Below are 18,824 nucleotides of genomic sequence, written 5' to 3' on the forward strand. Positions count from 1 at the left end.
CGCACGGCACGCTGCGCGACGCCGGCGGCGCCACCGTCGGCACGGTCACCGACGCGCCGGTCTCGCTGCCGGTCGCCCTGCAGCGCGAGTGCCCGGTCCTGGACCTCACGCTCGGCCCGCTGGACCTGGACCTGCTCGGCCTCCAGGTGCACCTCGACCGCGTCGTCCTGGACATCACCGCGGTGTCCGGGCCCGGCAAGCTGCTGGGGAACCTGCTGTGTGCGCTCGTCGGGCTGCTCGACGGCGGCGACACCGCCGGTGCCGCCTTGCTGGTCGCAGAGCTGAACCGGCTGCTGGAACTCGGCTGACGGCCCGGCACGGACCCGCCTTCCGGTAAGGCGGGCGGAACACGGGTGACGGGCCTCCTGCCCGGACAGATTCGCCATCCCCCAGGCAGGAGACCCGTCCACCTCAGGGGACACGAAACCAGAGCCCCTGCGCAAGCACTACGAACCCGGCCCCTCCCGAGCCTGGCCGGGCCGGCCGCCGGGCGGCGGCCGGCCCGGTCGTGGGGCGGGTCAGTCGCCGTAGCCCAGGATGGCCTTGGTCTCGAGGTACTCCTCGAAGCCGAACGCGCCCCACTCGCGGCCGTTGCCCGAGTGGCCGTAGCCGCCGAACGGCGCGTTGAAGTCGGGCCCGGCGCCGTTGAGGTGGACGTTGCCGCTGCGGATGCGGCGGGCCATGGCCTTGGCGCGGTCGGCGCCGCCGGAGATGTAGCCCGACAGGCCGTAGACGGTGTCGTTGGCGATGCGCACGGCGTCGTCGTCGTCCTCGTAGCCGATCATCACCAGCACCGGCCCGAAGATCTCCTCGCGGGCGATGGTCATGTCGTTGGACACGTGCGAGAACACGGTCGGCCGCACGTAGTAGCCGGTCTCCAGGCCCTCGGGCTTGCCGGGGCCGCCGACCTCGAGCCTGGCGCCCTCGCCGATGCCCTTCTCGATCAGCTGCTGGATGCGGCCGTACTGCGTGGCCGACACGACCGGGCCGATCGTGGTGGTCGCCTCGCGCGGGTCGCCGACGACGATGTCGCGGGCGGCCTCGGCGGCGATGGCCGCGGCCTCGTCCATGCGGGCGGCGGGGACGAGCATCCGGGTGGGCGCGTTGCACGACTGGCCCGAGTTGGTGCACATGGAGGCCATGTCGCGTGCGATGACCGACTTGAGGTCCGCGTCGTCCAGGATGATGTTGGCGGACTTGCCGCCGAGCTCCTGCGTGACGCGCTTGACCGTCGGGGCCGCGGCGCGGGCGACCTCGATGCCGGCGCGGGTGGACCCGGTGAACGACACCATGTCGATGTCGGGGTGGGCCGACAGCGGCGCGCCGACGCCGAGGCCGTCGCCGTTGACCAGGTTGAACACGCCCGCGGGCACGCCGGCCTCGTCCATGATCTCGGCGAACAGGATCGCGTTGAGCGGCGCCACCTCGGACGGCTTGAGCACCATCGTGCAGCCCGTGGCCAGGGCCGGGGCGACCTTGCAGGCGATCTGGTTGAGCGGCCAGTTCCACGGCGTGATGAGCCCGCAGACGCCCACCGGCTCCCGCACGACGAGGCTGCCGCCGATCCTGCTCTCGAACTCGAAGTCGGCGAGCACCGCCCGCGCGGTCCCGAGGTGGCCGAGCCCGGCGACGGCCTGCGCGGCCTGCGCGAGCGACAGCGGCGCGCCCATCTCCTGGCTGATGATGTCGGCCAGCTCGTCCAGCCGCCGGGTGTACACGGCGATGACGCTGTCGAGCAGGTCGAGCCGCTCCTGCTTGCTGGTCAGGGAGAACGTCTCGAACGCGGCCCTGGCGGCGGCGACGGCCGCGTCCACGTCCTCGGCCCCGCCCAGGGCGATGGACGTGATGGGCTGCTCGGTGGCCGGGTTGATGACCTCGATCGTCTTGTCGGTGCGCGGCGCGACCCACCGGCCGCCGATGTAGAACTGCTTGACGTGCTCCACGAACTTCCTCCTCGCGGTCCCGGGTCACCGGGTCCTGCCCGGACGCCGGCGGACGCGCCGTCCAGGGTGGGGCTGGCCATCATGGGTGTTGCATGGCCAACATACGGAACGGAACGCCGTTCGGTAAACGGTCGGTCCGGGCGGACACGCGGGTCACGGTGCGGGTGACACCGTCACGTCGCCCTCCCGGGAGACCAGCCTGACGAGGTCGCCGCTCCGGCCGTCGCTCCGCACCAGCGACCGGACGGTGCCGGTGCCGCTGGTCACCGAGATCCGGTAGGCGTGCCCGGCGGCGGGGATCCTGGCCGTGATGTTCCCGGTCCGGGACGCGACGTCGACGAGCCGCGGCGCCGCCGCGAACCCGACGGTGACGTTCCCCTCGCCGGAGGTGGCGCGCACGGTGCGGGAGCGGATGCCCGAGGCGGTCACGTCGCCCGAGCGGGTGCTCACGGTCAGCGGGCCGGACACGTCCCTGACCGCGATGTCGCCGCTGCCGTTGTCGATGGTGACGGCGGCGGAGAGCCCGGTCACGGTGCCGTTCCCGTCGCCGGACCGCACGACCGCCGCGGCGCCGGGCGGTACGGCCACCCGGAACCTGTGCCCGCAGTCGAGGACCAGCCCGGAGCAGTCGACGCGGAGCCTGAGGGTGTCCCCGCCGAGCGTCCAGGAGGAGTTGCCGTCCTCGGCCGCCGTCCCGCTGAGCCATCGCCGGACCCGGACGCCGGGCCCGTTCCCGGCGACGACCTGGAGTTCCGCGGAGGGGGCGTCGATGACGAGCCGCGTTCCCTCCAGGGGGAAGGTCCTCTCGTCGGAGACGGTGCCGGTGCCGGTGCCGCCGCAGGCGGCCAGTGGCAGCAGCAGCGCGGCGGCCGCCGCGGATGTGCGGTGGAGTCTCACGGCGGTCGTCCTTTCGTGCCGGTCGGGTCATCGCGCGGCGTGCCGGGCCGCGCGGACGGCGAGCGCGATCGCGAGCATGGCCGCCGCGGCGGCGGCGACGAGCGGCGGAGCGGGGCCCGCGGCGCGGCCGCGGTCGAGGACGGTGCCCATGTAGTCGGCGGCCGCGACCTGGTTGACGGCGGCGTACCACAGCAGGAGGTAGCCGGCCTGGAACGCGCGGTGGGTACGGGTGAGCGTGCCGAGCACCAGCGCCAGGGAGGGGACGAAGACGGCACCGGCCGCCCAGGCCGCCATCGCGGGGCCGTCGCCCGCGACGGCCATCCTCAGCAGGGCACCCGCGCCGGCCAGCGCGGCCACGGCGACCCCGGCCGCCCATTCGGCCACGGCCTGCCGGACGGCGCGCGGGTACGAGCCGAGCAGCGTCTCCAGCCCGCTCTCGCGGCGCTGGGTGCCCAGCCGCGACCAGATCAGGACCGGCCAGATCCAGGCCGCCGACAGCAGCAGCGCGGTGGTGGCGCCCGGCGGGCTCATGATCCCGGCCGGTACGGCCAGCGCCGCGACGTTCAGCCCGGCGGCGACGAGCCACCACCAGCGGGACGCGCCGCCCAGCAGGATCCGGACCTCGCCCGCCAGCAGCCGCGGGAACGCGCCCGCCCGCCGGGCCTGGACCGGGGACAGCGGCCGGTAAGCGAGCGGGGAAGCCTCGCCGGAAGCGGCGCCGGACGGACGGTCCTCCCGCGGAACGGCCACCCCGCGCAGGCGGGTCCGGGCGGGGTCGAACCGCGCGAACCAGACCGCGGGCAGCAGCGCCAGGCCGGCCGCGAGCGCGGCCAGGGCCGGCCGGGTCGCGACGAACCCTCCGGTCAGGTCAAGGCCATGCCAGGCGAACGGCTGGAGCCGGTGCTCGACCTGGGTGAAGCCCACGCTGAACTCGGCCGCCTCCAGCCCGCGGGTGGCCAGGTCGCGGCGCATCGACGCGGCCACGGTGTCCAGCCCGCCGAGCGGGACGCCCCCGCCGGCGATCGCGGTGACCATCCAGACGAAGAACCAGGCGATGTTCCCCAGCCCCGCCCGCAACACCGGGACGGTCTCCACCAGCACCGCCGCCGCGGCGGTGACCGCGAGGACCGGCAGCGTGAGCAGGACGAACGGCAGCAGCAGCGCGGCCGGATCGATCGTCCTCGACTCGCCCCGGGCCAGCTGGAGGACCAGCGCGGTCACGGCGAGCACGCCCGCCATCGACGCCAGGACCATCAGGTTGCTCAGGAACTTGCCGGCCAGGTACCCGGCACCGCTCAGCCGCGTCGCGGCGAGGATCTCGCCGACGCCGGTGGCCTCGTCGCGGGCGACGGCGCCGCGGACCACGTAGAACCCGCCGAGCATCAGCCACAGCGACCCGGCGAGCGCGGTGACCGTACCGGCGTACGCGCTGTCGTAGACGCCGCGGTGGCCGCCGGCGTTCATGATGACGAACGTCGACGACGCCGGGGGCAGCGCCATGTAGCCGAGCAGCACCGCGGCGGCGAGCGTCACCCCGTACGCGGGCCGCCGCGTGCGCTCCCGGAAGTCGGCGACCGCCGCGGCGGCCACGGGCGCGGCCGGCGGGGGCAGGGCGGGCAGCGTCGCGGCGCTCATCCCCGGGCCCCCGTGGCACCGTCCCGGGCCGGCCCGGGCGAGGCGGCACCGTACGAGATGACCAGGTACGCGTCCTCCAGGTCGGGCGGCACGGGGACGGCGTCCGCCGACGGCGGCTCCGGCGCGAGCAGGCGGACGCGGGCGCCGTCCGGCGTGCGCACCAGCCTGCTGATCCGGTGCCGTTCCCGGAGCGGGCCGAGCGCGCCGGCCGGGACGGTCAACTCCCACACCCGCCCCTCGGCCTCCCGCAGCAGGTCCCGCGGGGTGCCGCGGAGCACCAGCCGCCCGCCGGCCATGACCGCGATGTCCGCGGCGACCGACTCGACGTCGGAGACGATGTGCGTCGACAGCAGCACCACCCGGTCGCCGGCCATGTCGCCGAGCAGGTTGCGGAACGCCACCCGCTGCTCGGGGTCCAGGCCGGCGGTGGGCTCGTCGACGACGAGCACCCGCGGGTCGGTGAGCAGCGCCTGGGCGATCCCCACCCGGCGCAGCATCCCGCCCGAGTAACCGCCCAGCGGCCGGCGGCCCGTGCCCGCCAGGCCGAGCAGCTCCAGCAGCTCGCCGACCCTGATCCGCGCGGCGCGGGCGGGCACGCCCTTGACGGCGGCCAGGTAGGACAGGAACTCCCGCGCGCTCAGGTGCGGGTAGACGCCGAAGTCCTGCGGCAGGTACCCCAGGACGCGGCGCAGCGGGTCCGGGTCGGCCACCGCGTCCGCGCCGTCGAACAGCACCCGCCCGGAGCTGGGCCGGGTCACCGTCGCGGCGATCCGCATCAGCGACGACTTGCCCGCGCCGTTGGGCCCGAGCAGGCCGGTGAGCCCCGGCCCGAGCCGCAGGCTGACGCCGTCCACGCCCCGCGCACCGCCCCGGTACGCCTTGCTGACGTCCACGAATTCCAGCATCCGGAGTTCCTCGCTCGCGGCCGAAGGTACTGCGAGCCAGGCAACCATCCGGCCGGCCGGGGATCACTACGTCCAGCCCCCGGTTCGAGGTAGCCCTAGGCATACCGCGCGAACGTCCCGGTTCGGGTTACTGTCGGCGATGTGCGCACGGATGGCCCGCGGACGGCACTGGAGGCGGCGGCCTGGCGCCGGCTGCCGCTGAGCGGCTGGCCGTGGCGGGCGGCGGGCTACCTGCTCACGACGCCGCCGGTGGCGCTTCCGGCCGCCGCCGCGCTCGGCGTGCCCTGGCTGCTGCTCCTGACGCGGCCGATGGCGGGCGGCCATGGCTTCGCCGCGCCCGTGGCGCTGGTCCTGCTCGGCGCCGCGCTGATCGTCCTGCTCGGGCCGGTGATCGCCGTGCCGCTGGCCGGGCTCGAGCGCCGCCGCCTGCGCCTGGTGGACGCCCGCCCCCTCACCCCCGCCCGCCGGCCGCCCGCCGCGGGCGGCCCGGCGGCCCGGCTGCGGGCCCTCTACGGCGCGCCCGCGACATGGCGCGAGGTCGGGTACGTGTGCCTGCTGGCCACCGCGGGCCCCGTCCTGTCCACCGCCGCGCTGCTGGCCGTGCCGCTGGTCGGCGGCTTCGTCGCCGCGCCGCTGATGGTCGCGGCGCAGCGGCCGGGGGACGCGCCGGTGGCGCTGGGCTTCGGGGAGGCCGCGACCGTGGAGCAGGCGCTGCCGTACACGGCCGCCGGCCTCGTGCTGCTTCCGGCGCTGCCGTACCTGCTGGCGCTGCTGGCGGGCGGCCACGCGGCGGTGGCGCGGGCGCTGCTCGGCGAGTCCGGCGACCGGCTGCGCGCCGAGCTGGTCGAGGTGGCGCGCTCCCGCGCCCGGCTCGTGGACGCGTTCGAGGCCGAACGCCGCCGGATCGAGCGCGACCTGCACGACGGCGCGCAGCAGCGGCTGATCGCGCTCACCCTCCGGCTCGGGCTCGCGCGCCACGACCTGCCGCCCGGCTCGCCGGCCGCCGGGGCCGTCGCCGCCGCGCACGAGGAGGCCAAGCGGCTGACGGCCGAGCTGCGCGAGCTCATCCACGGGATCCAGCCGCAGATCCTGACGGAGCTGGGACTGCCGGCGGCGCTCGACGAGCTCGCCGACCGGTCCCCCGTACCGGTGGCCGTCGACGCGCCGATCACCGGCCGGCTGCCCGTCCAGGTCGAGAACACGGCCTACTTCGTGGTGGCCGAGGCCCTCGCCAACGTGGCCAGGCACAGCGGCGCGACCGGCGCGACCGTGACCGCGCGCCCGCACCGCCGCATGCTCGCCGTCGAGGTCCGCGACGACGGCCGGGGCGGCGCCGACCCGGCCCGCGGCACCGGGCTCACCGGGCTCGCGGACCGGGTCGTGGCGATCGACGGCCGGATGCTGCTGTCCAGCCCGCCCGGCGGGCCGACCGTCCTGCGGGTGGAGCTGCCATGCCCGGTGAACCGGCCGTGACCCGGACCGTCCTGGCGGAGGACGGCGTCCTGCTGCGCGAGGGCCTGGCGGGCCTCCTCGAACGGTTCGGGTTCCCGACCCGCGTGGTCGGCGACGCCGCGGCGCTGCGGGACGCCGTCGCCGCGGACGTCCCGGATCTGGTCATCACCGACATCCGGATGCCGCCCGGCTTCACCGACGAGGGGCTGCGCGCCGCCGTGGAGCTGCGCCGCGCCCGCCCGGGGCTGGCGGTGGTGGTGCTCAGCCAGTACGTGCAGTACGGCTACGTGGCCGACCTGCTGGACACCGGGCACGGCCGGGGCGTGGGCTACCTGCTCAAGGAGCGGGTCACCGACGTCGCGGAGTTCGTCTCCGCGCTGCGCCGGGTCGCCGCCGGCGGGACGGTCGTGGACCCGCAGGTGATCAGCCGGCTGCTGCGGCGCCGCCGCGACCCGCTCGCGGCCCTGTCGGCGCGCGAGCGGGAGGTCCTCGCCCTCATCGCCGAGGGCCACTCCAACGCCGCGATCGCCCGCCGGCTCGTCGTGTCCGAGGCGGCGGTCGGCAAGCACGTCGGCAACATCTTCGGCAAGCTGGAGCTGCCTCGGACGGACGACACCAACCGGCGGGTGCTGGCCGTCCTGGCGCACCTCAGGCGCTCTCCCCCGCCCGGCGGGCCGTGAACGGCAGGACGAGCCGGAAGCGGCGGGCCGCGTCACGGTAGATCTTGTGGGTGACGGGACGGCCCCCGGCCGGTCCGGCGGCGTTCCCCGAGCGGGCATCATGGACGCGTGCCCCCGGAACGATCAACGCGTCAACGCCCCGCGTACGTCCTGTGCGTCGCGGCCGCCGTCTGCGCCGGCCTCTACCTCGTCACCTTCGGCGGCGGGGCCGTCGCGGCCTGGGTGCCGGACCTCGGGAAGACCCGGGCGGCGGCCCGGGTCCTGGAGGTCGACGGCGACCGCACGGCCGGATCCGTCGTCTTCGAGTTCGCCACGGGCGAGGGCCGCACCGTGCGGGCGTCCGCGAAGCGGCGCCTCTTCGAGCCCGGCGCCGAGGCCGGGGACACCGTGGACGTCCTCTACGACCCGCAGGACCCCGCCGCCAGCGCCCGGTACGACCAGAAGCCGGCGCGGGTCCTGCCCTGGTGCGCGCTGGCGCTGGCCGTGGCGGTGCTCTCCGGAGCGGGCGCGTACCGCACCCGGCCCGGCGCCTGACCGGGCCTCAGGCGGGCACGGCCTCCCAGGCGAAACCGTCCGGGTCGGTGAACGGCCCGGTGGCGCCGCCCATCACGATCCGGTGCGAGCCGGTGCCCTCCTGGGGCACGCCGGCGTCCTTGGCGAGGGCGCGGCGCGGGTAGAGCGCCAGCGTGACGGCCGACGCGGGGGTGTCGAACTCGACGTACTTGCCGCCGAAGCTCTTCGCGACCGCCAGGCCGCGGCCGGTGTAGAACCGCTTGCTGGCCTTGACGTCCGCCACTCCCAGCAGCAGCGCGATCTGGCCGATCCGCCGGGCGGCGGGGGCGGTGTCCTTCTTCTTGGACGTCGCGATCTTGCAGATCGTCCCGTCCGGGGCGCGGACGACGCCGCCGTAACCCCAGAATCCCTTGGTGGCCGGCTTCAGCGTCGTCGCGCCGGCGTCGAGCGCGGCCTCGACGAAGGCGTCCACGTCGCCCGGCTGCGCCACCACGAGCGACAGGGCGAACCCGCGGAAGCCGGTCGTCGGCGCGTCCGAGGCGCGCACGCTCACGTAGGGGTCCAGCCCGAAGGCCGTGTAGAAGGCCCGCGCGGCGGCGGGGTCGGAGACTTCCAGGGTGACGGTTTCGAAGGAGGTCATGGCACTTCCCTTGCTCTGAGTCGGTCAGCGGTCCTGGATCAGCCCGAGGACGTTGCCGTCGGGGTCGGTGACGGTGGCGACGCGGCGGCCGCCGCCGACGTCGTGCGCCGCCTCCTTGATCGCGGCGCCGGCGGCGGTCAGCTCGGCGAGCCTCGCCTCCAGGTCCGGTACGTGCCAGTACGCCACCGGCGACGTCATGCCCTGCGGCCCGCCGTCCGGCACCAGCCCGATGTGCTGGTCCCCGGTGTCGAATCCGGCGTAGTACGGCGAGTCGGTCTGCGGCGGGGCGCCGAGCAGGGCGGTGTACACCGCCTTGGCCCGGGCCAGGTCGGACACGGGGTGCAGCACGGTGCGGATCCCCCGGGTGGTGCCCCGGGTGGAGGAGTCGGTCAAGGTCGCTCCCGGAGTCGTGGGCCGCGGCGGCCCGCTGTTCAGGTGCTCACAGCCTCCCGCCGGGACCGTCCCCGCCACATCCGTGCCGACCACGGAACCGACCACGGAGAACGGACCACGGAGACGGCTGCGGGAGAATGGGACGGTGGTGGCGACAGTGGATATCTCACCTCGGGAGGCCGAGGTCCTGGATCTGGTCGGGCGGCATCTCAGCAACGCCGAGATCGCGGCGCGGCTGACGATCTCCGTGCGCACCGTCGAGAGCCATGTCTCCTCGCTGCTGCGCAAGCTGGAGGTACCGGACCGGCGGGCGCTCGCCGGCCGCGCGCCCGCCCCCGATCCGGCCGGCGGGGGTGGCGGCGGGTCGCACGCGCGCCCCGTGCTGCCCGCCCCGCTGACCTCGTTCGTCGGCCGGAGCGACGAGCGCGCCCTGCTGGCCGGGATGATCGGTGCCCACCGGCAGGTGACCGCGGTCGGCCCGGGCGGAGTGGGCAAGACCCGGCTCGCGCTGGCGGTCGCGGCGGACGCGGCCGGCGCGTTCCCGGACGGCGTCTGGTTCGTCGACCTGGTGCCGGTCACCGACCCGGACATGGTCGCGGCCGCCGTCGCCGGCGCGCTCGGCCTCGGCGAGCAGCCCGGCCGGGCCATGACCGAGTCCGTGGCCGCCGCGCTCGCCGACCGCCACGCCCTGCTGGTGCTGGACAACTGCGAGCAGGTACGGGACGGGGTGGCGCTGTTCCTCGAACGGCTGCTCGCGGCGTGCCCCCGGGTCACGGTGCTGGCGACCAGCCGGGCCCGGCTGATGGTGCCGTTCGAGCGGGTGTACCAGGTGCCGCCGCTGTCGCTGGCCGCCGGCGGCGGGTCGGACGCGGTCGCGCTCTTCGTGGAGCGGGCGACGGCGGTCGGCCTGCCGCTGGATCCGGCGATGCACGGCCACGTCGCCGCCATCTGCGACCGGCTGGACGGGATGGCGCTGGGGATCGAGCTGGCCGCCGCCCGGTACCCCACCCTCGGGCTGGACGGCATCACCGCCGCCCTGTCCCACCCGCTCCGGATGCTCACCGGCGGTTCCCGCGCCGAGGACCGGCACCGCTCGGTGCGGGCGGCGCTGGACTGGAGCCACGCCCTGCTGGAGCCGGACGACCGCGCGCTGCTGCGGCGGGTGTCGGTGTTCGTGGCGCCGTTCACCGTCCGGGCGGCGGCGCGGGTGGCCGGGACCGGTGAGGGCGTCGTCGCCGACGGGCTGGCCCGCCTCGCCGAGCAGAGCCTGCTGGCGGTGGCGGCGTCCCCGGGCGGCACCCGGTACCGGGCGCTGGAGACCATCCGCGAGTACGGGACCGAGCGGCTCGACGAGGCCCGCGAGCTGGCCGGCGTGCGGTCCGCGCACCTCCGCTGGTGCCTGGCCGAGGCGGCCGGGCTGGCGGCGGAAGGGGCGGATGGGGCCGGCTGGCGGGCCCGGTTCGACGCGGTCGCCGACGATCTCCGCGCCGCGCTGGCGTGGGCGTCCGGGGAGCCGGGAGAGCGCGCGGACGCCCACCGCCTCGCCCGGCACCTGGCGGAGCTGGCCTTCACCCGCAACCTGGTCGGCGAGTCCCAGCAGCGGTACGAGCAGGCGGCCGCGCTCGCCGAGGATCCGGCCGCCGCCGCGGCGATGCTCCGGCACGCCGCGGCCGTGGCCGGCTGCCGGCTGCACGGCGACGACATGTACCGGCTGCACCGGGCCGCCGCCGGCGCCGCGCGCCGGTCCGGCGACACCGCCCGCGCCGCCGCCGATCTGGCGACCGCCGCGACGGCCGTGTACCGGTTCGCCGGCACGTTCATGCGGGCGCCGTCCCCGGAGGAAACCGCCGCGCTGATCGCCGAGGCGCGGGAGTCGGCCGGCGACGACCCGGCCGCGCGGGCGGCGGTGGCGCTGGCCGAGGCGGCGGCGGTCACCGACGCCTTCGGCGCCGACCAGGACCCGCGCGACGACGTCGTGGCCGAGACGCTCGCGCGCGCCGAGCACGCCGTCGACCTCGCCCGCCGTACCGGCGACGCGCCCGCCGAGTCGGCCGCGCTCGACCTGCTCACCGCGGCCCTCAGCTGGGCCGGCGACATGCCCGCCACCGCCGCCACGGCCCGGCGGCGGGTCACGCTGCTGTCGGCCGCGCCCGGCACGCCGGCCGCCACCCACGAGCTGGTCCAGGCGCTCGGTGAGGCCGCCCAGACCGGCATCGGCGTGGGAGACCTGCCGGACGCCCGGCGCTGGGCGCGGCGGCTCGCCGATCATCCGTCGCTGGCCGAGGTGGGCCACCGCGCCACGAGCTGGCTGCTGGTCACCGCGGCGCTCGCGGGCGACACCGGCGAGGTCCGCGACCGCGGCGTCCGCTTCCTGGACGCGTGGCGGCGAAGCGGCGGCCCCGCCTGGCCGGAGCTCGACTCGGCGGTGGCGGCGGCGGTGATGACCCACGGCCTGCGCGGCGACGACGGCGCCCGGCGCGAGTGGGAGGCGGTCCTGGACCGCTTCGAGCCCTCCCCCGGCCGCGTCCACGGCTACGGCGCGGTGTTCGACGCGATGCTCCTGCTCCACGGCGGGCGGGCCGCGGAGGCGCTGGAACGGACGGCGCCCGAGCCCGGCGAGGTGTGGAGATGGGTCACCTGGACCTGGCTGCACTGGTACGTGGCGCTGCGCGCGGAGGCCGGCGTGCTCGCCGGGAGCCCCGACGCCCGCGGCCGCGTGGCCGACGCCCGAAAGCGCACCGCCGGCGACCCGGTCGCCGGCGCCATCGTGGAGCGGGCCGGGGCGCTGCTGGACGGCGACCGCGAGCGGCTGCTCTCCACCGCGGACGCGTTCGGCGCCGCCGGCTGCGGCTACCAGCGGGCGCGGACCCTGGTCCTCGCCGGCGGGGAGCACGCCGCCCGCGGCGCCGCCGCGCTCGCCGATCTAGGCGTCGCCCCGATGGCCGTCCCCTAGGGCCGGATCCGGGTGCGCGGCGCGGCGGCGCAACTCGCGCTTGAGGATCTCGCCGCCGGCGTACTTCGCCGCGCAGCACCGGGCCCTGTCCCGGGGGCTGAAGGTGCAGACGGTCACGCTGGTGCCGGGCCCGGTGGTCCGGAACGCGGGCGAGCCGGACCGGGCGCGCCGGGAGTTCAAGGTCACCCGCCGTCTCGCGGGACAGGTGACGTGGTCCTACCCGTCGCCCCTCGTGCTGGGTCTGGTCGAGCGCCGCCGCGCTCGCCGAGGCGGCCGTCGGCCAGGGCCGGGTGCAGGCCAGCCCGCTCACGATGGCGCTGGTCGCCGCCGGCCGGATCAGCCGGGAGCGGCAGCGCGCCCGCCCCGTGCCCGGGGCGCGCGCGCTGCGCGAGATGATGCGCGCGGTCGTCACCGGCGGCACCGCCGCACGCGCGGGCCTCCCGCCAGGGACGGCGGGCAAGACCGGAACGGCCGAGGTGGACGGCGGGCGCGCGCACGCGTGGTTCATCGGCTTCCGCGGCGACGTCGCGTTCGCCGTGCTCGTCGAGGGCGGCGGCTCGGGCGGCGAGGTCGCCGCCCCGCTCGCCGCCCGCTTCCTGAAAGCACTGGGTTGAGGCTCCGGGCGGTGCCGGCTCCGGATACCGGTCAGCCGGTGCCGAGCGGGGCGCGGTCCAGGGCCGCGTGCCGGAGGAAGGCGTCGACGAGGGTGTGGGCGCGGCGCTCGGCGTCCGCCATCAGGCCGCGGCTGCGGTCGAGCAGCCCGTCGGCCTCGATGCCCTGCTCCGCGCCGTACGCCAGCCACGCCTCCATCACCGGCAGCGTCACCTCGGGATGGAACTGGACGGCGAGGCTGCGCCCGATCCGGAACGCCTGCGGCCCGACGTCGTTGCGGGCGATCTCCACGGCCCCCGGCGGCGGCGACCAGCGGTCGGTGTGGAACTCGAACCACGGGCCGGGCGCGACCAGCTCGGGCTCGGCGGTCTCGAACCCGGTCCAGCCGATCTCGACGCGCGGCGCGCGCTCGACGCCGCCGCCGAGCGCGGTGGCCAGGGCCTGGCCGCCGAAGCAGATGCCCAGCACCGGTGTCCCCGCCTCGTGCGCCGCGCGCAGGAACGCCAGCTCGGCGCCGATCCACGGGCCGATGGCCGCCTCGTCGTCCACCGACCAGGGCGCGCCCAGCGCGGCGATCAGGTCCCATCCGGCGGTGCCGGGGAACGTTCGTTCCACGCCCGGCCGGTCGCGCCGCTCGGCGGGGACGACCGTCAGCGGGACCAGCTCGAAGCCGCGCTGGACCAGCCTGTCGCCCACCGTCCCGGCCGGGCACATCGGGTCATGCTCGATCACCAGTGCACGCATGCGCACGCCCTCCTTCTCCGTACACGCGAGGTTCCTCCAGTGTCGCCGGTGATCGTGCGAACCGGCGCTCCAGCGGGCGGGGCAACCACCAGTTCGCCCGGCCCAGCAGGGCCATGACCGCGGGCACCAGCACCGCCCGGACGACCGCCGCGTCCAGCACGATCGCCGTCGCCAGTCCCAGCCCGAGCATCTTGACCAGCGGCGACGGGTTGGCGACGAAGCCGAGGAACACCACGGTCATGATGAGCGCGGCCGAGGTGATCACGCGCCCGGTGGCGGCCATGCCGCGGGCGACCGACTCGGCCGTGTCCCCCGTGGCGTCGTAGTGCTCCCGGATGCGCCAGAGCAGGAACACCTCGTAGTCCATGGACAGCCCGAAGAGGACCGCGAAGAAGATCGTCGGCAGCGGGGAGGCGATCGGGATCGGCCCGGCTGGGCCGGCTCACCGAGCGCGAGCACCAGGTGATGAGCGCCATCGCCCGGGGAGCCGGCAACGCGGAGATCGCGAAGGAGCTGTTCATCGGCCCCGCGACGGTCAAGTCGCACGTGTCGGGGATCCTCTCCAAGCTCGGCCTGCGGGACCGCGCCCAGATCGTGATCTTCGCGTACGAGAGCGGGGTGGTCCGGGCCGGCGACCACGACATCGGCCACTGAGCGCGGTCAGGGGGCCGGCGGGCGCTCCGGCCCGCCGCGCCGGACCGGTGCCGGGACGCCGCCGGCCGCCGCCTCGCGCAGCCGCTCCTCCTCGGTGTGGTCCACCCGCGCCATCGACACGCGCAGGAGGGGCGGCGCCATCAGCGAGGTGGCGACGGCGACCAGGACGATGACGGTGTACGTCTCCGGGCCGAGGACGCCGAGCCGCAGCCCGACCATGGCGATGATGACCTCGATGACGCCGCGGGCGTTCATGCCCGCGCCGACGGCCAGCGCCTCCCAGTGGCCGAGGCGGGCGAACCGGGCCCCGGCGTAGGTGCCGCCGAACTTCCCCGCCACCGCGACCGCGAGGACGCAGAGCCCGGTGAGGAGGACGGCCGGGTCGGCCAGGGACGTGAGGTCCATCCGCAGCCCCGCGGTCGCGAAGAACAGCGGGGCCAGGACGGTCATGACGACCGTGTGCAGCGGCGCGAGCCGCTCCAGGTCCACCGCGCCGGTGGCGTTGACGACGATGCCGCAGACGAACGCGCCGAGGACGGCCTCCAGCCCCAGCGCCTGGGTGGCGGCCGCGGCCAGCAGCACGAGGACCGCGACCGGCGCCACCGGGGAGCCGGCGTTCCGCAGGAGGGCCCCCACGGGGCGCCGGGCGAGGACCGCCGCGAGCGCCACCACCGCCACGCCGCCGAGCGTGACCGCGACCTCGCCGGTGTGCACGCCGGCGGCCGCCATCGCGGACACCACCGACAGCAGCACCCAGCCGACGACGTCGTCGACCAGCACCGCGCAGAGGATCAGCTGCCCGATGTCGCGGTGGATCAGGCGCAGCTCGATCAGCGTCTTGGCGAGCACCGGCACGGCGCTGACCGCGATCGCCACCCCCAGGAAGAGGGCGAACGTCGTCCGGTCGGTCGTGCCGGGGACCAGCGCGGCGGGCACCAGCAGGCCGGTCGCGACGCCGAGCCCGAGCGGTACGGCCATGCCCGCCGCGCTGATGCCGGCGGCACCGGCGCCGCGGCGGCGCACCAGGCGGAGGTCGAGGTGCATGCCGGTGAGCCCGACCAGGAGCAGCACCCCGATCTGCCCGGCGGCGTCGAGGAGGTGGAACTGGCCGGGGTCGCGGGGGAACAGCCACGCGCCGGCGCCCGGCGCGACGGCGGCCAGGACCGACGGCCCCAGCAGGACGCCCGCGCAGAGCTCCCCGACGACCGCCGGCATGCCGAACCGCACGGCCGCCCGGCCGAGGATCCAGGCCAGGCCGAGCAGCAGGCCGGCCTGGAGGAGGAAGAGCATCAGGACGGCCGCGGCCATCGGCGCCACGGGTTCCACGGGTTCAGCGGCTCCGCGCCGGCTCGGCCGCCCCGGCGAGGCGCACGAGCAGGTCCTTCACCTCGGTGGCGCGGATGGAGCCGCGGTCGCCGGCCCCCGCGACGCCCGCCGCCGGGTCGGAGCAGAGCAGCACGGGGCCGTCGGCGGGGTCGTCCGGCAGCCGCCCGTGGGTGCCCCGCACGCAGGACGGGTCGAGCGGGACGACCCGCATCGAGTAGCGCAGGCCGAGCCTCTTCCGGGCCAGCGTGACCGCGGCCCGCGCCTTGACGAGGGGGTCGCGGGGGTCGAGGAAGAGTTCGGCCGGGTCGTAGCCGGGCTTGCGATGGATCTCCACTCCGCGCGCGAAGTCCGGGGCGCGGCCGTCGTCGAGCCAGTAGTAGTACGTGAACCACGCGTCCGGCTCGGCGACGAGCACCAGCTCGCCCGCCCGCTCGTGGTCCAGCCCGCGGACGGCCTGGCCGGACCGGTCGAGGACCTCGTCGACGCCGGGCAGCCCGGCGCACAGCCCGCGGACCCGCTCCAGGTCCGCGGGGTCGCGGACGTAGACGTGCGCGACCTGGTGGTCGGCGACGGCGAAGGCCCGCGAGGTCCAGGAGTCGAGGAGCTCCCCGCCGTTCTGGGCGTGGACCTCCAGCAGGCCCGCCTCCCGCAGCGCCCGGTTGACGTGGACGGGCCTGCGGGCCGCCGTGATGCCGTACTCCGACAGGGCCACCACCGCGGCGTCCCGGTTCCGCGCGTCGTCCAGCAGCGGCCCGAGGACCGCGTCGACCTCGCGGGCCGCCCGGGCGGCGTGCGGCGAGCCGGGCCCGTGCCGCTGCAGGTCGTAGTCGAGATGCGGCACGTAGACGAGCAGGCAGTCGGGCCGGTGCCGGCGGAGGATCGACCGGGCGGCGGCCACGATCCAGCGCGACGAGCCGATCCCGGCGGTCGGCCCCCAGTAGTCGAACAGGGGGAACGGCCCGAGTTCGGCCTCCAGCTCGTCGTGGAGGGCCGGCGGGCGGGTGTAGCAGTCCGGCGACTTGCGGCCGTCGGCGTGGTAGACGGGCCTCGGGGTGACCAGCAGGTCGGTGGCGGCGCCCATCGCGTACCACCAGCAGACGTTGGCGGTCCGGCTCCCGGGCGGGAGGGCGTCCCAGAGCTTCGGTCCCCGCACCAGCGCGTTGTGCTGCCGCCAGAGGTGGACCTCGCCGAGGTCCCTGAAGAACCAGCCGTTCCCGACGATCCCGTGGTCGCGGGGCAGGAGGCCGGTGAGGAGCGTCGACTGCACCGAGCAGGTGACGGCGGGCAGCACGGTCTCCAGGTTCGCCTGGAAGCCGCCCGCGGCGACGCTCCGCAGGTTCGGCATGTGCGGGAGCAGCCGGGGCGTCACTCCCACGACGTCGATGACCACCAGCGGCCTCATCCGCGTACCTCCTCGAGTCCCAGGGCGTGCAGCCGGTCGCGGGTCCAGTCCAGTTCCGCCGCCAGGCCGGCGGCCAGGCCCGCGTCACCGGCCGGCCGGTCCCGCTCCGGCAGCACCCGCCAGGTGTAGGTCTCGACCTCGATGTGGCCGGTGCGGCGGGCGGGCCCGCCGACGAGCGCGGCCAGCCCGTCCTCCAGGTCCGCGCGGGTGCTCGACAGCGGCGGCTCCGGCTCGGCGTGCAGGGGCAGGTGGAAGTGCACGCGCCAGGGCGCGCGGCCGGGCAGGCCGCCGGCCAGCGCCTCGCCGAGGTCGTCCACGGCCTGCACGCCGTCACCCCCGTCACCGGCCCGCTCGCGGACCTGGTGCAGGAACCGCGGCTCCCGGAAGCCGTCCAGGCGTTCCCGGGCGGCCACGGCGGACGGGTCCTCGACGTGCAGGCCCAGCGACGCCTGCGCCTTGACCACCGGCAGGCCGGCGGCGTCCAGGTGCGCCAGCGCGTCGCGCGGCCGCTCGAAGCCCACCGCCAGATGGCACAGGTCGAGGCAGACGCCGATCCACTCCGGGTCCGCTGCCCGCAGCGCCGCGGCCGCCTGGCGGGCCGACTCCACGACGCACCCCGGTTCGGGTTCCAGCCCGACGCGGACGGCGCGTCCCGTCTCGGCGGCCAGCTTCGCCAGCCCGCCCGCCAGCTCGTCCAGCATCCGGCGCGCCGCGTCGGCACGCTCGGGGCCCCACGGCGTGCGCCAGGCGAGGGGCAGCGTGGACACGCTGCCGTACGGCGCGTCGTCGGGAAGTAGCCGGGCCAGGACGCCCGCGGCGTCGAGCGTGTACCGCAGGCGTTCCGGCTCGCACCAGTCCGGCGAGTAGACCCGGCGCTTGACGACCGGGTCGTGGAAACCGCGGTACGGGAAGGCGTTGAGGGTGACGACCTCCAGCCCGCGGGACGCGAGCCCGGCCCGCAGCCGCTCCACCGCGGCCGGGTCCGCGGCGAGCTCCGCCGCGACATCGGCGGCCAGCCACAGCCCCAGCCCGAGCCGGCCGGCGCCGAGCCGCTCCCGCACGGGCGCGCCGAAGCGTTCGAGCTGCGCCAGGACGCCGTCGAGGTCCTCGGCGGGGTGCGCGTTCGTGCAGTAGGCGAGATGGACGAGGCCGCCGTCGGGGTGCCGGAACCGCATCGCGTCAGCCCTCCCGCCGGGCGCCGCGCAGCACCGAGTTGCCGGCGTACGTCGCGGCTGCCGCGAGCCCGCACGGGTCGAAGGCCCCGGCCCCCGGCTCCTCGGCGCCGAGGTCGAGCCGCCCGCTCTGGGCGAAGAAGTCGACCGGGTTGCGCCACAGCACGCGGTCGACGTCGTCCTCGCCGAACCCGGCCGCGAGCATCGCGTCGCCGGTCCGGCGGGTCGTGAGCGGGTCGCTGCGCCCCCAGTCGGCGGCCGAGTTCACCAGGATCCGCGCGGTGCCGTACGCCTGGAGGATCCGCACCATCCGGGCCTCGTCCATCTTGGTGTCGGGGTAGATCGAGAACGCCGCCCAGCACGCGCCGTCCAACACCATCTCGACCGTCACCTCGTTGAGGTGGTCGACGAGCACGCGCTCCGGGGCGATGCCGGACTCGCGCACGACGTCGAGGGTGCGCCGGGTGCCCGCGGCCTTGTCGCGGTGCGGGGTGTGCACCAGGACCGGCAGGCCGTGCTCGCGGGCCAGTTCGAGCTGGCGCGCCAGGGCCGCGTCCTCCTCCGGCGTCATGGAGTCGTACCCCACCTCGCCGACCGCGACGACGCCGTCCTTGGCCAGGTAGCGGGGCAGCTCGTCGAGGACGCCGGCGCACCGCGGGTCGTTGGCCTCCTTCGGGTTGAGCGCGATCGCGCAGTGGTGCCGGACGCCGAACCGCGCCGCGCGGAACGGCTCCCAGCCGACGAGCGAGTCGAAGTAGTCGGTGAACGACGCGACGCCGGTGCGCGGCTGCCCGAGCCAGAAGGACGGCTCCAGCACCGCGCGCACCCCCGCCTCGTACATCTCCTCGTAGTCGCGGGTGGTCCGTGAGGTCATGTGGATGTGGGGGTCGAAGATGCGCATCA

The 18,824-nt window shown here is 76.3% G+C and carries 19 protein-coding genes and 1 pseudogene; 7 read left to right on the plus strand and 13 right to left on the minus strand.

The features are described from left to right. The first annotated feature begins 146 nt into the window (after positions 1 to 146). Entirely contained in the window at positions 147 to 308 is a 162-nt protein-coding gene (locus ACA361_RS06835) for a hypothetical protein (protein ID WP_375010953.1), read from the plus strand. A 210-nt stretch (positions 309 to 518) separates the two neighbouring features. On the opposite strand, the gene ACA361_RS06840 is transcribed toward ACA361_RS06835, so the two are convergent. The 4 genes from ACA361_RS06840 to ACA361_RS06855 form a co-directional block, all read right to left on the minus strand. Beyond that, positions 519 to 1,943, minus strand: a complete 1,425-nt coding sequence (locus ACA361_RS06840; protein WP_375010954.1) for an aldehyde dehydrogenase family protein — start codon at positions 1,941 to 1,943, stop codon at positions 519 to 521. Between the two features lie 153 nt (positions 1,944 to 2,096). Continuing rightward, the gene (locus ACA361_RS06845; protein ID WP_375010955.1) at positions 2,097 to 2,840 is read right to left on the minus strand and encodes a DUF4097 family beta strand repeat-containing protein; all 744 of its coding nucleotides are present in this window, start codon (positions 2,838 to 2,840) and stop codon (positions 2,097 to 2,099) included. Positions 2,841 to 2,867: 27 nt separating this feature from the next. Next, on the minus strand, positions 2,868 to 4,475 hold the full coding sequence (locus ACA361_RS06850) for a hypothetical protein (RefSeq protein WP_375010956.1): 1,608 nt from the start codon (positions 4,473 to 4,475) through the stop codon (positions 2,868 to 2,870). Next, on the minus strand, positions 4,472 to 5,380 hold the full coding sequence (locus tag ACA361_RS06855) for an ATP-binding cassette domain-containing protein (RefSeq protein WP_375010957.1): 909 nt from the start codon (positions 5,378 to 5,380) through the stop codon (positions 4,472 to 4,474). The genes ACA361_RS06850 and ACA361_RS06855 overlap by 4 nt, the downstream gene beginning before the upstream one ends. Positions 5,381 to 5,521: 141 nt before the next feature. Here ACA361_RS06855 and ACA361_RS06860 point away from each other — a divergent pair, with 141 nt between their 5' ends. From ACA361_RS06860 to ACA361_RS06870, 3 genes are all read left to right on the plus strand, one after another. Beyond that, positions 5,522 to 6,853, plus strand: coding sequence for a sensor histidine kinase (locus tag ACA361_RS06860; protein WP_375010958.1), 1,332 nt, complete (start codon positions 5,522 to 5,524; stop codon positions 6,851 to 6,853). Then, on the plus strand, positions 6,832 to 7,512 hold the full coding sequence (locus ACA361_RS06865) for a LuxR C-terminal-related transcriptional regulator (protein WP_375010959.1): 681 nt from the start codon (positions 6,832 to 6,834) through the stop codon (positions 7,510 to 7,512). Before ACA361_RS06860 ends, ACA361_RS06865 begins: the two co-directional genes overlap by 22 nt. Positions 7,513 to 7,620: 108 nt before the next feature. Next, positions 7,621 to 8,046 carry a DUF3592 domain-containing protein gene (locus ACA361_RS06870; RefSeq protein ID WP_375010960.1) on the plus strand — a complete coding sequence of 142 codons (426 nt, stop codon included), beginning with the start codon at positions 7,621 to 7,623 and terminating at the stop codon, positions 8,044 to 8,046. 7 nt (positions 8,047 to 8,053) lie between these two features. On the opposite strand, the gene ACA361_RS06875 is transcribed toward ACA361_RS06870, so the two are convergent. Further along, positions 8,054 to 8,665 (minus strand): glyoxalase, encoded by a 612-nt coding sequence (locus ACA361_RS06875; protein WP_375010961.1) that lies wholly within the window; start codon positions 8,663 to 8,665, stop codon positions 8,054 to 8,056. 24 nt (positions 8,666 to 8,689) lie between these two features. Continuing rightward, on the minus strand, positions 8,690 to 9,058 hold the full coding sequence (locus ACA361_RS06880) for a VOC family protein (RefSeq protein ID WP_375010962.1): 369 nt from the start codon (positions 9,056 to 9,058) through the stop codon (positions 8,690 to 8,692). A 157-nt stretch (positions 9,059 to 9,215) separates the two neighbouring features. Here ACA361_RS06880 and ACA361_RS06885 point away from each other — a divergent pair, with 157 nt between their 5' ends. Continuing rightward, the gene (locus tag ACA361_RS06885) at positions 9,216 to 12,011 is read left to right on the plus strand and encodes a LuxR C-terminal-related transcriptional regulator (RefSeq protein WP_375010963.1); all 2,796 of its coding nucleotides are present in this window, start codon (positions 9,216 to 9,218) and stop codon (positions 12,009 to 12,011) included. On the opposite strand, the gene ACA361_RS06890 is transcribed toward ACA361_RS06885, so the two are convergent. After that, positions 11,982 to 12,197, minus strand: a complete 216-nt coding sequence (locus ACA361_RS06890) for a hypothetical protein (protein WP_375010964.1) — start codon at positions 12,195 to 12,197, stop codon at positions 11,982 to 11,984. The two genes, ACA361_RS06885 and ACA361_RS06890, sit on opposite strands and share 30 nt — an antisense overlap. A gap of 98 nt (positions 12,198 to 12,295) precedes the next feature. On the opposite strand from ACA361_RS06890, the pseudogene ACA361_RS06895 reads away from it, so the two are divergent. Beyond that, positions 12,296 to 12,625 (plus strand): annotated as a pseudogene (locus ACA361_RS06895) (penicillin-binding transpeptidase domain-containing protein); the annotation flags it as partial. 31 nt (positions 12,626 to 12,656) lie between these two features. Here the strand turns inward: ACA361_RS06895 and ACA361_RS06900 are convergent. After that, the gene (locus ACA361_RS06900; RefSeq protein WP_375010965.1) at positions 12,657 to 13,367 is read right to left on the minus strand and encodes a type 1 glutamine amidotransferase; all 711 of its coding nucleotides are present in this window, start codon (positions 13,365 to 13,367) and stop codon (positions 12,657 to 12,659) included. Then, a complete protein-coding gene (locus ACA361_RS06905; RefSeq protein ID WP_375011977.1) occupies positions 13,342 to 13,791 on the minus strand; it encodes an MMPL family transporter in 450 nt (149 codons plus the stop codon). The genes ACA361_RS06900 and ACA361_RS06905 overlap by 26 nt, the downstream gene beginning before the upstream one ends. 8 nt (positions 13,792 to 13,799) lie before the next feature. Between ACA361_RS06905 and ACA361_RS06910 the strand changes: the two genes are divergently transcribed. Next, positions 13,800 to 14,021, plus strand: coding sequence for a response regulator transcription factor (locus tag ACA361_RS06910; protein WP_375011978.1), 222 nt, complete (start codon positions 13,800 to 13,802; stop codon positions 14,019 to 14,021). Between the two features lie 6 nt (positions 14,022 to 14,027). Here the strand turns inward: ACA361_RS06910 and ACA361_RS06915 are convergent, their stop codons facing one another. Genes ACA361_RS06915 through ACA361_RS06930 form a run of 4 tightly spaced genes read right to left on the minus strand, consistent with a single transcriptional unit; the run spans position 14,028 to position 18,822 of the window. Further along, positions 14,028 to 15,347 (minus strand): cation:proton antiporter, encoded by a 1,320-nt coding sequence (locus ACA361_RS06915; protein ID WP_375010966.1) that lies wholly within the window; start codon positions 15,345 to 15,347, stop codon positions 14,028 to 14,030. Between the two features lie 4 nt (positions 15,348 to 15,351). Continuing rightward, complete coding sequence (locus tag ACA361_RS06920; protein ID WP_375010967.1) at positions 15,352 to 16,749, minus strand: alkaline phosphatase family protein; 1,398 nt, start codon at positions 16,747 to 16,749, stop codon at positions 15,352 to 15,354. After that, positions 16,746 to 17,924 carry a metabolite traffic protein EboE gene (eboE, locus tag ACA361_RS06925; RefSeq protein ID WP_375010968.1) on the minus strand — a complete coding sequence of 393 codons (1,179 nt, stop codon included), beginning with the start codon at positions 17,922 to 17,924 and terminating at the stop codon, positions 16,746 to 16,748. The genes ACA361_RS06920 and eboE overlap by 4 nt, the downstream gene beginning before the upstream one ends. 4 nt (positions 17,925 to 17,928) lie before the next feature. Then, on the minus strand, positions 17,929 to 18,822 hold the full coding sequence (locus ACA361_RS06930; protein WP_375010969.1) for a TatD family hydrolase: 894 nt from the start codon (positions 18,820 to 18,822) through the stop codon (positions 17,929 to 17,931). Between the last annotated feature and the right edge of the window lie 2 nt (positions 18,823 to 18,824).

This window comes from Actinomadura sp. 21ATH (assembly GCF_041951345.1).
GTDB lineage: Bacteria > Actinomycetota > Actinomycetes > Streptosporangiales > Streptosporangiaceae > Spirillospora.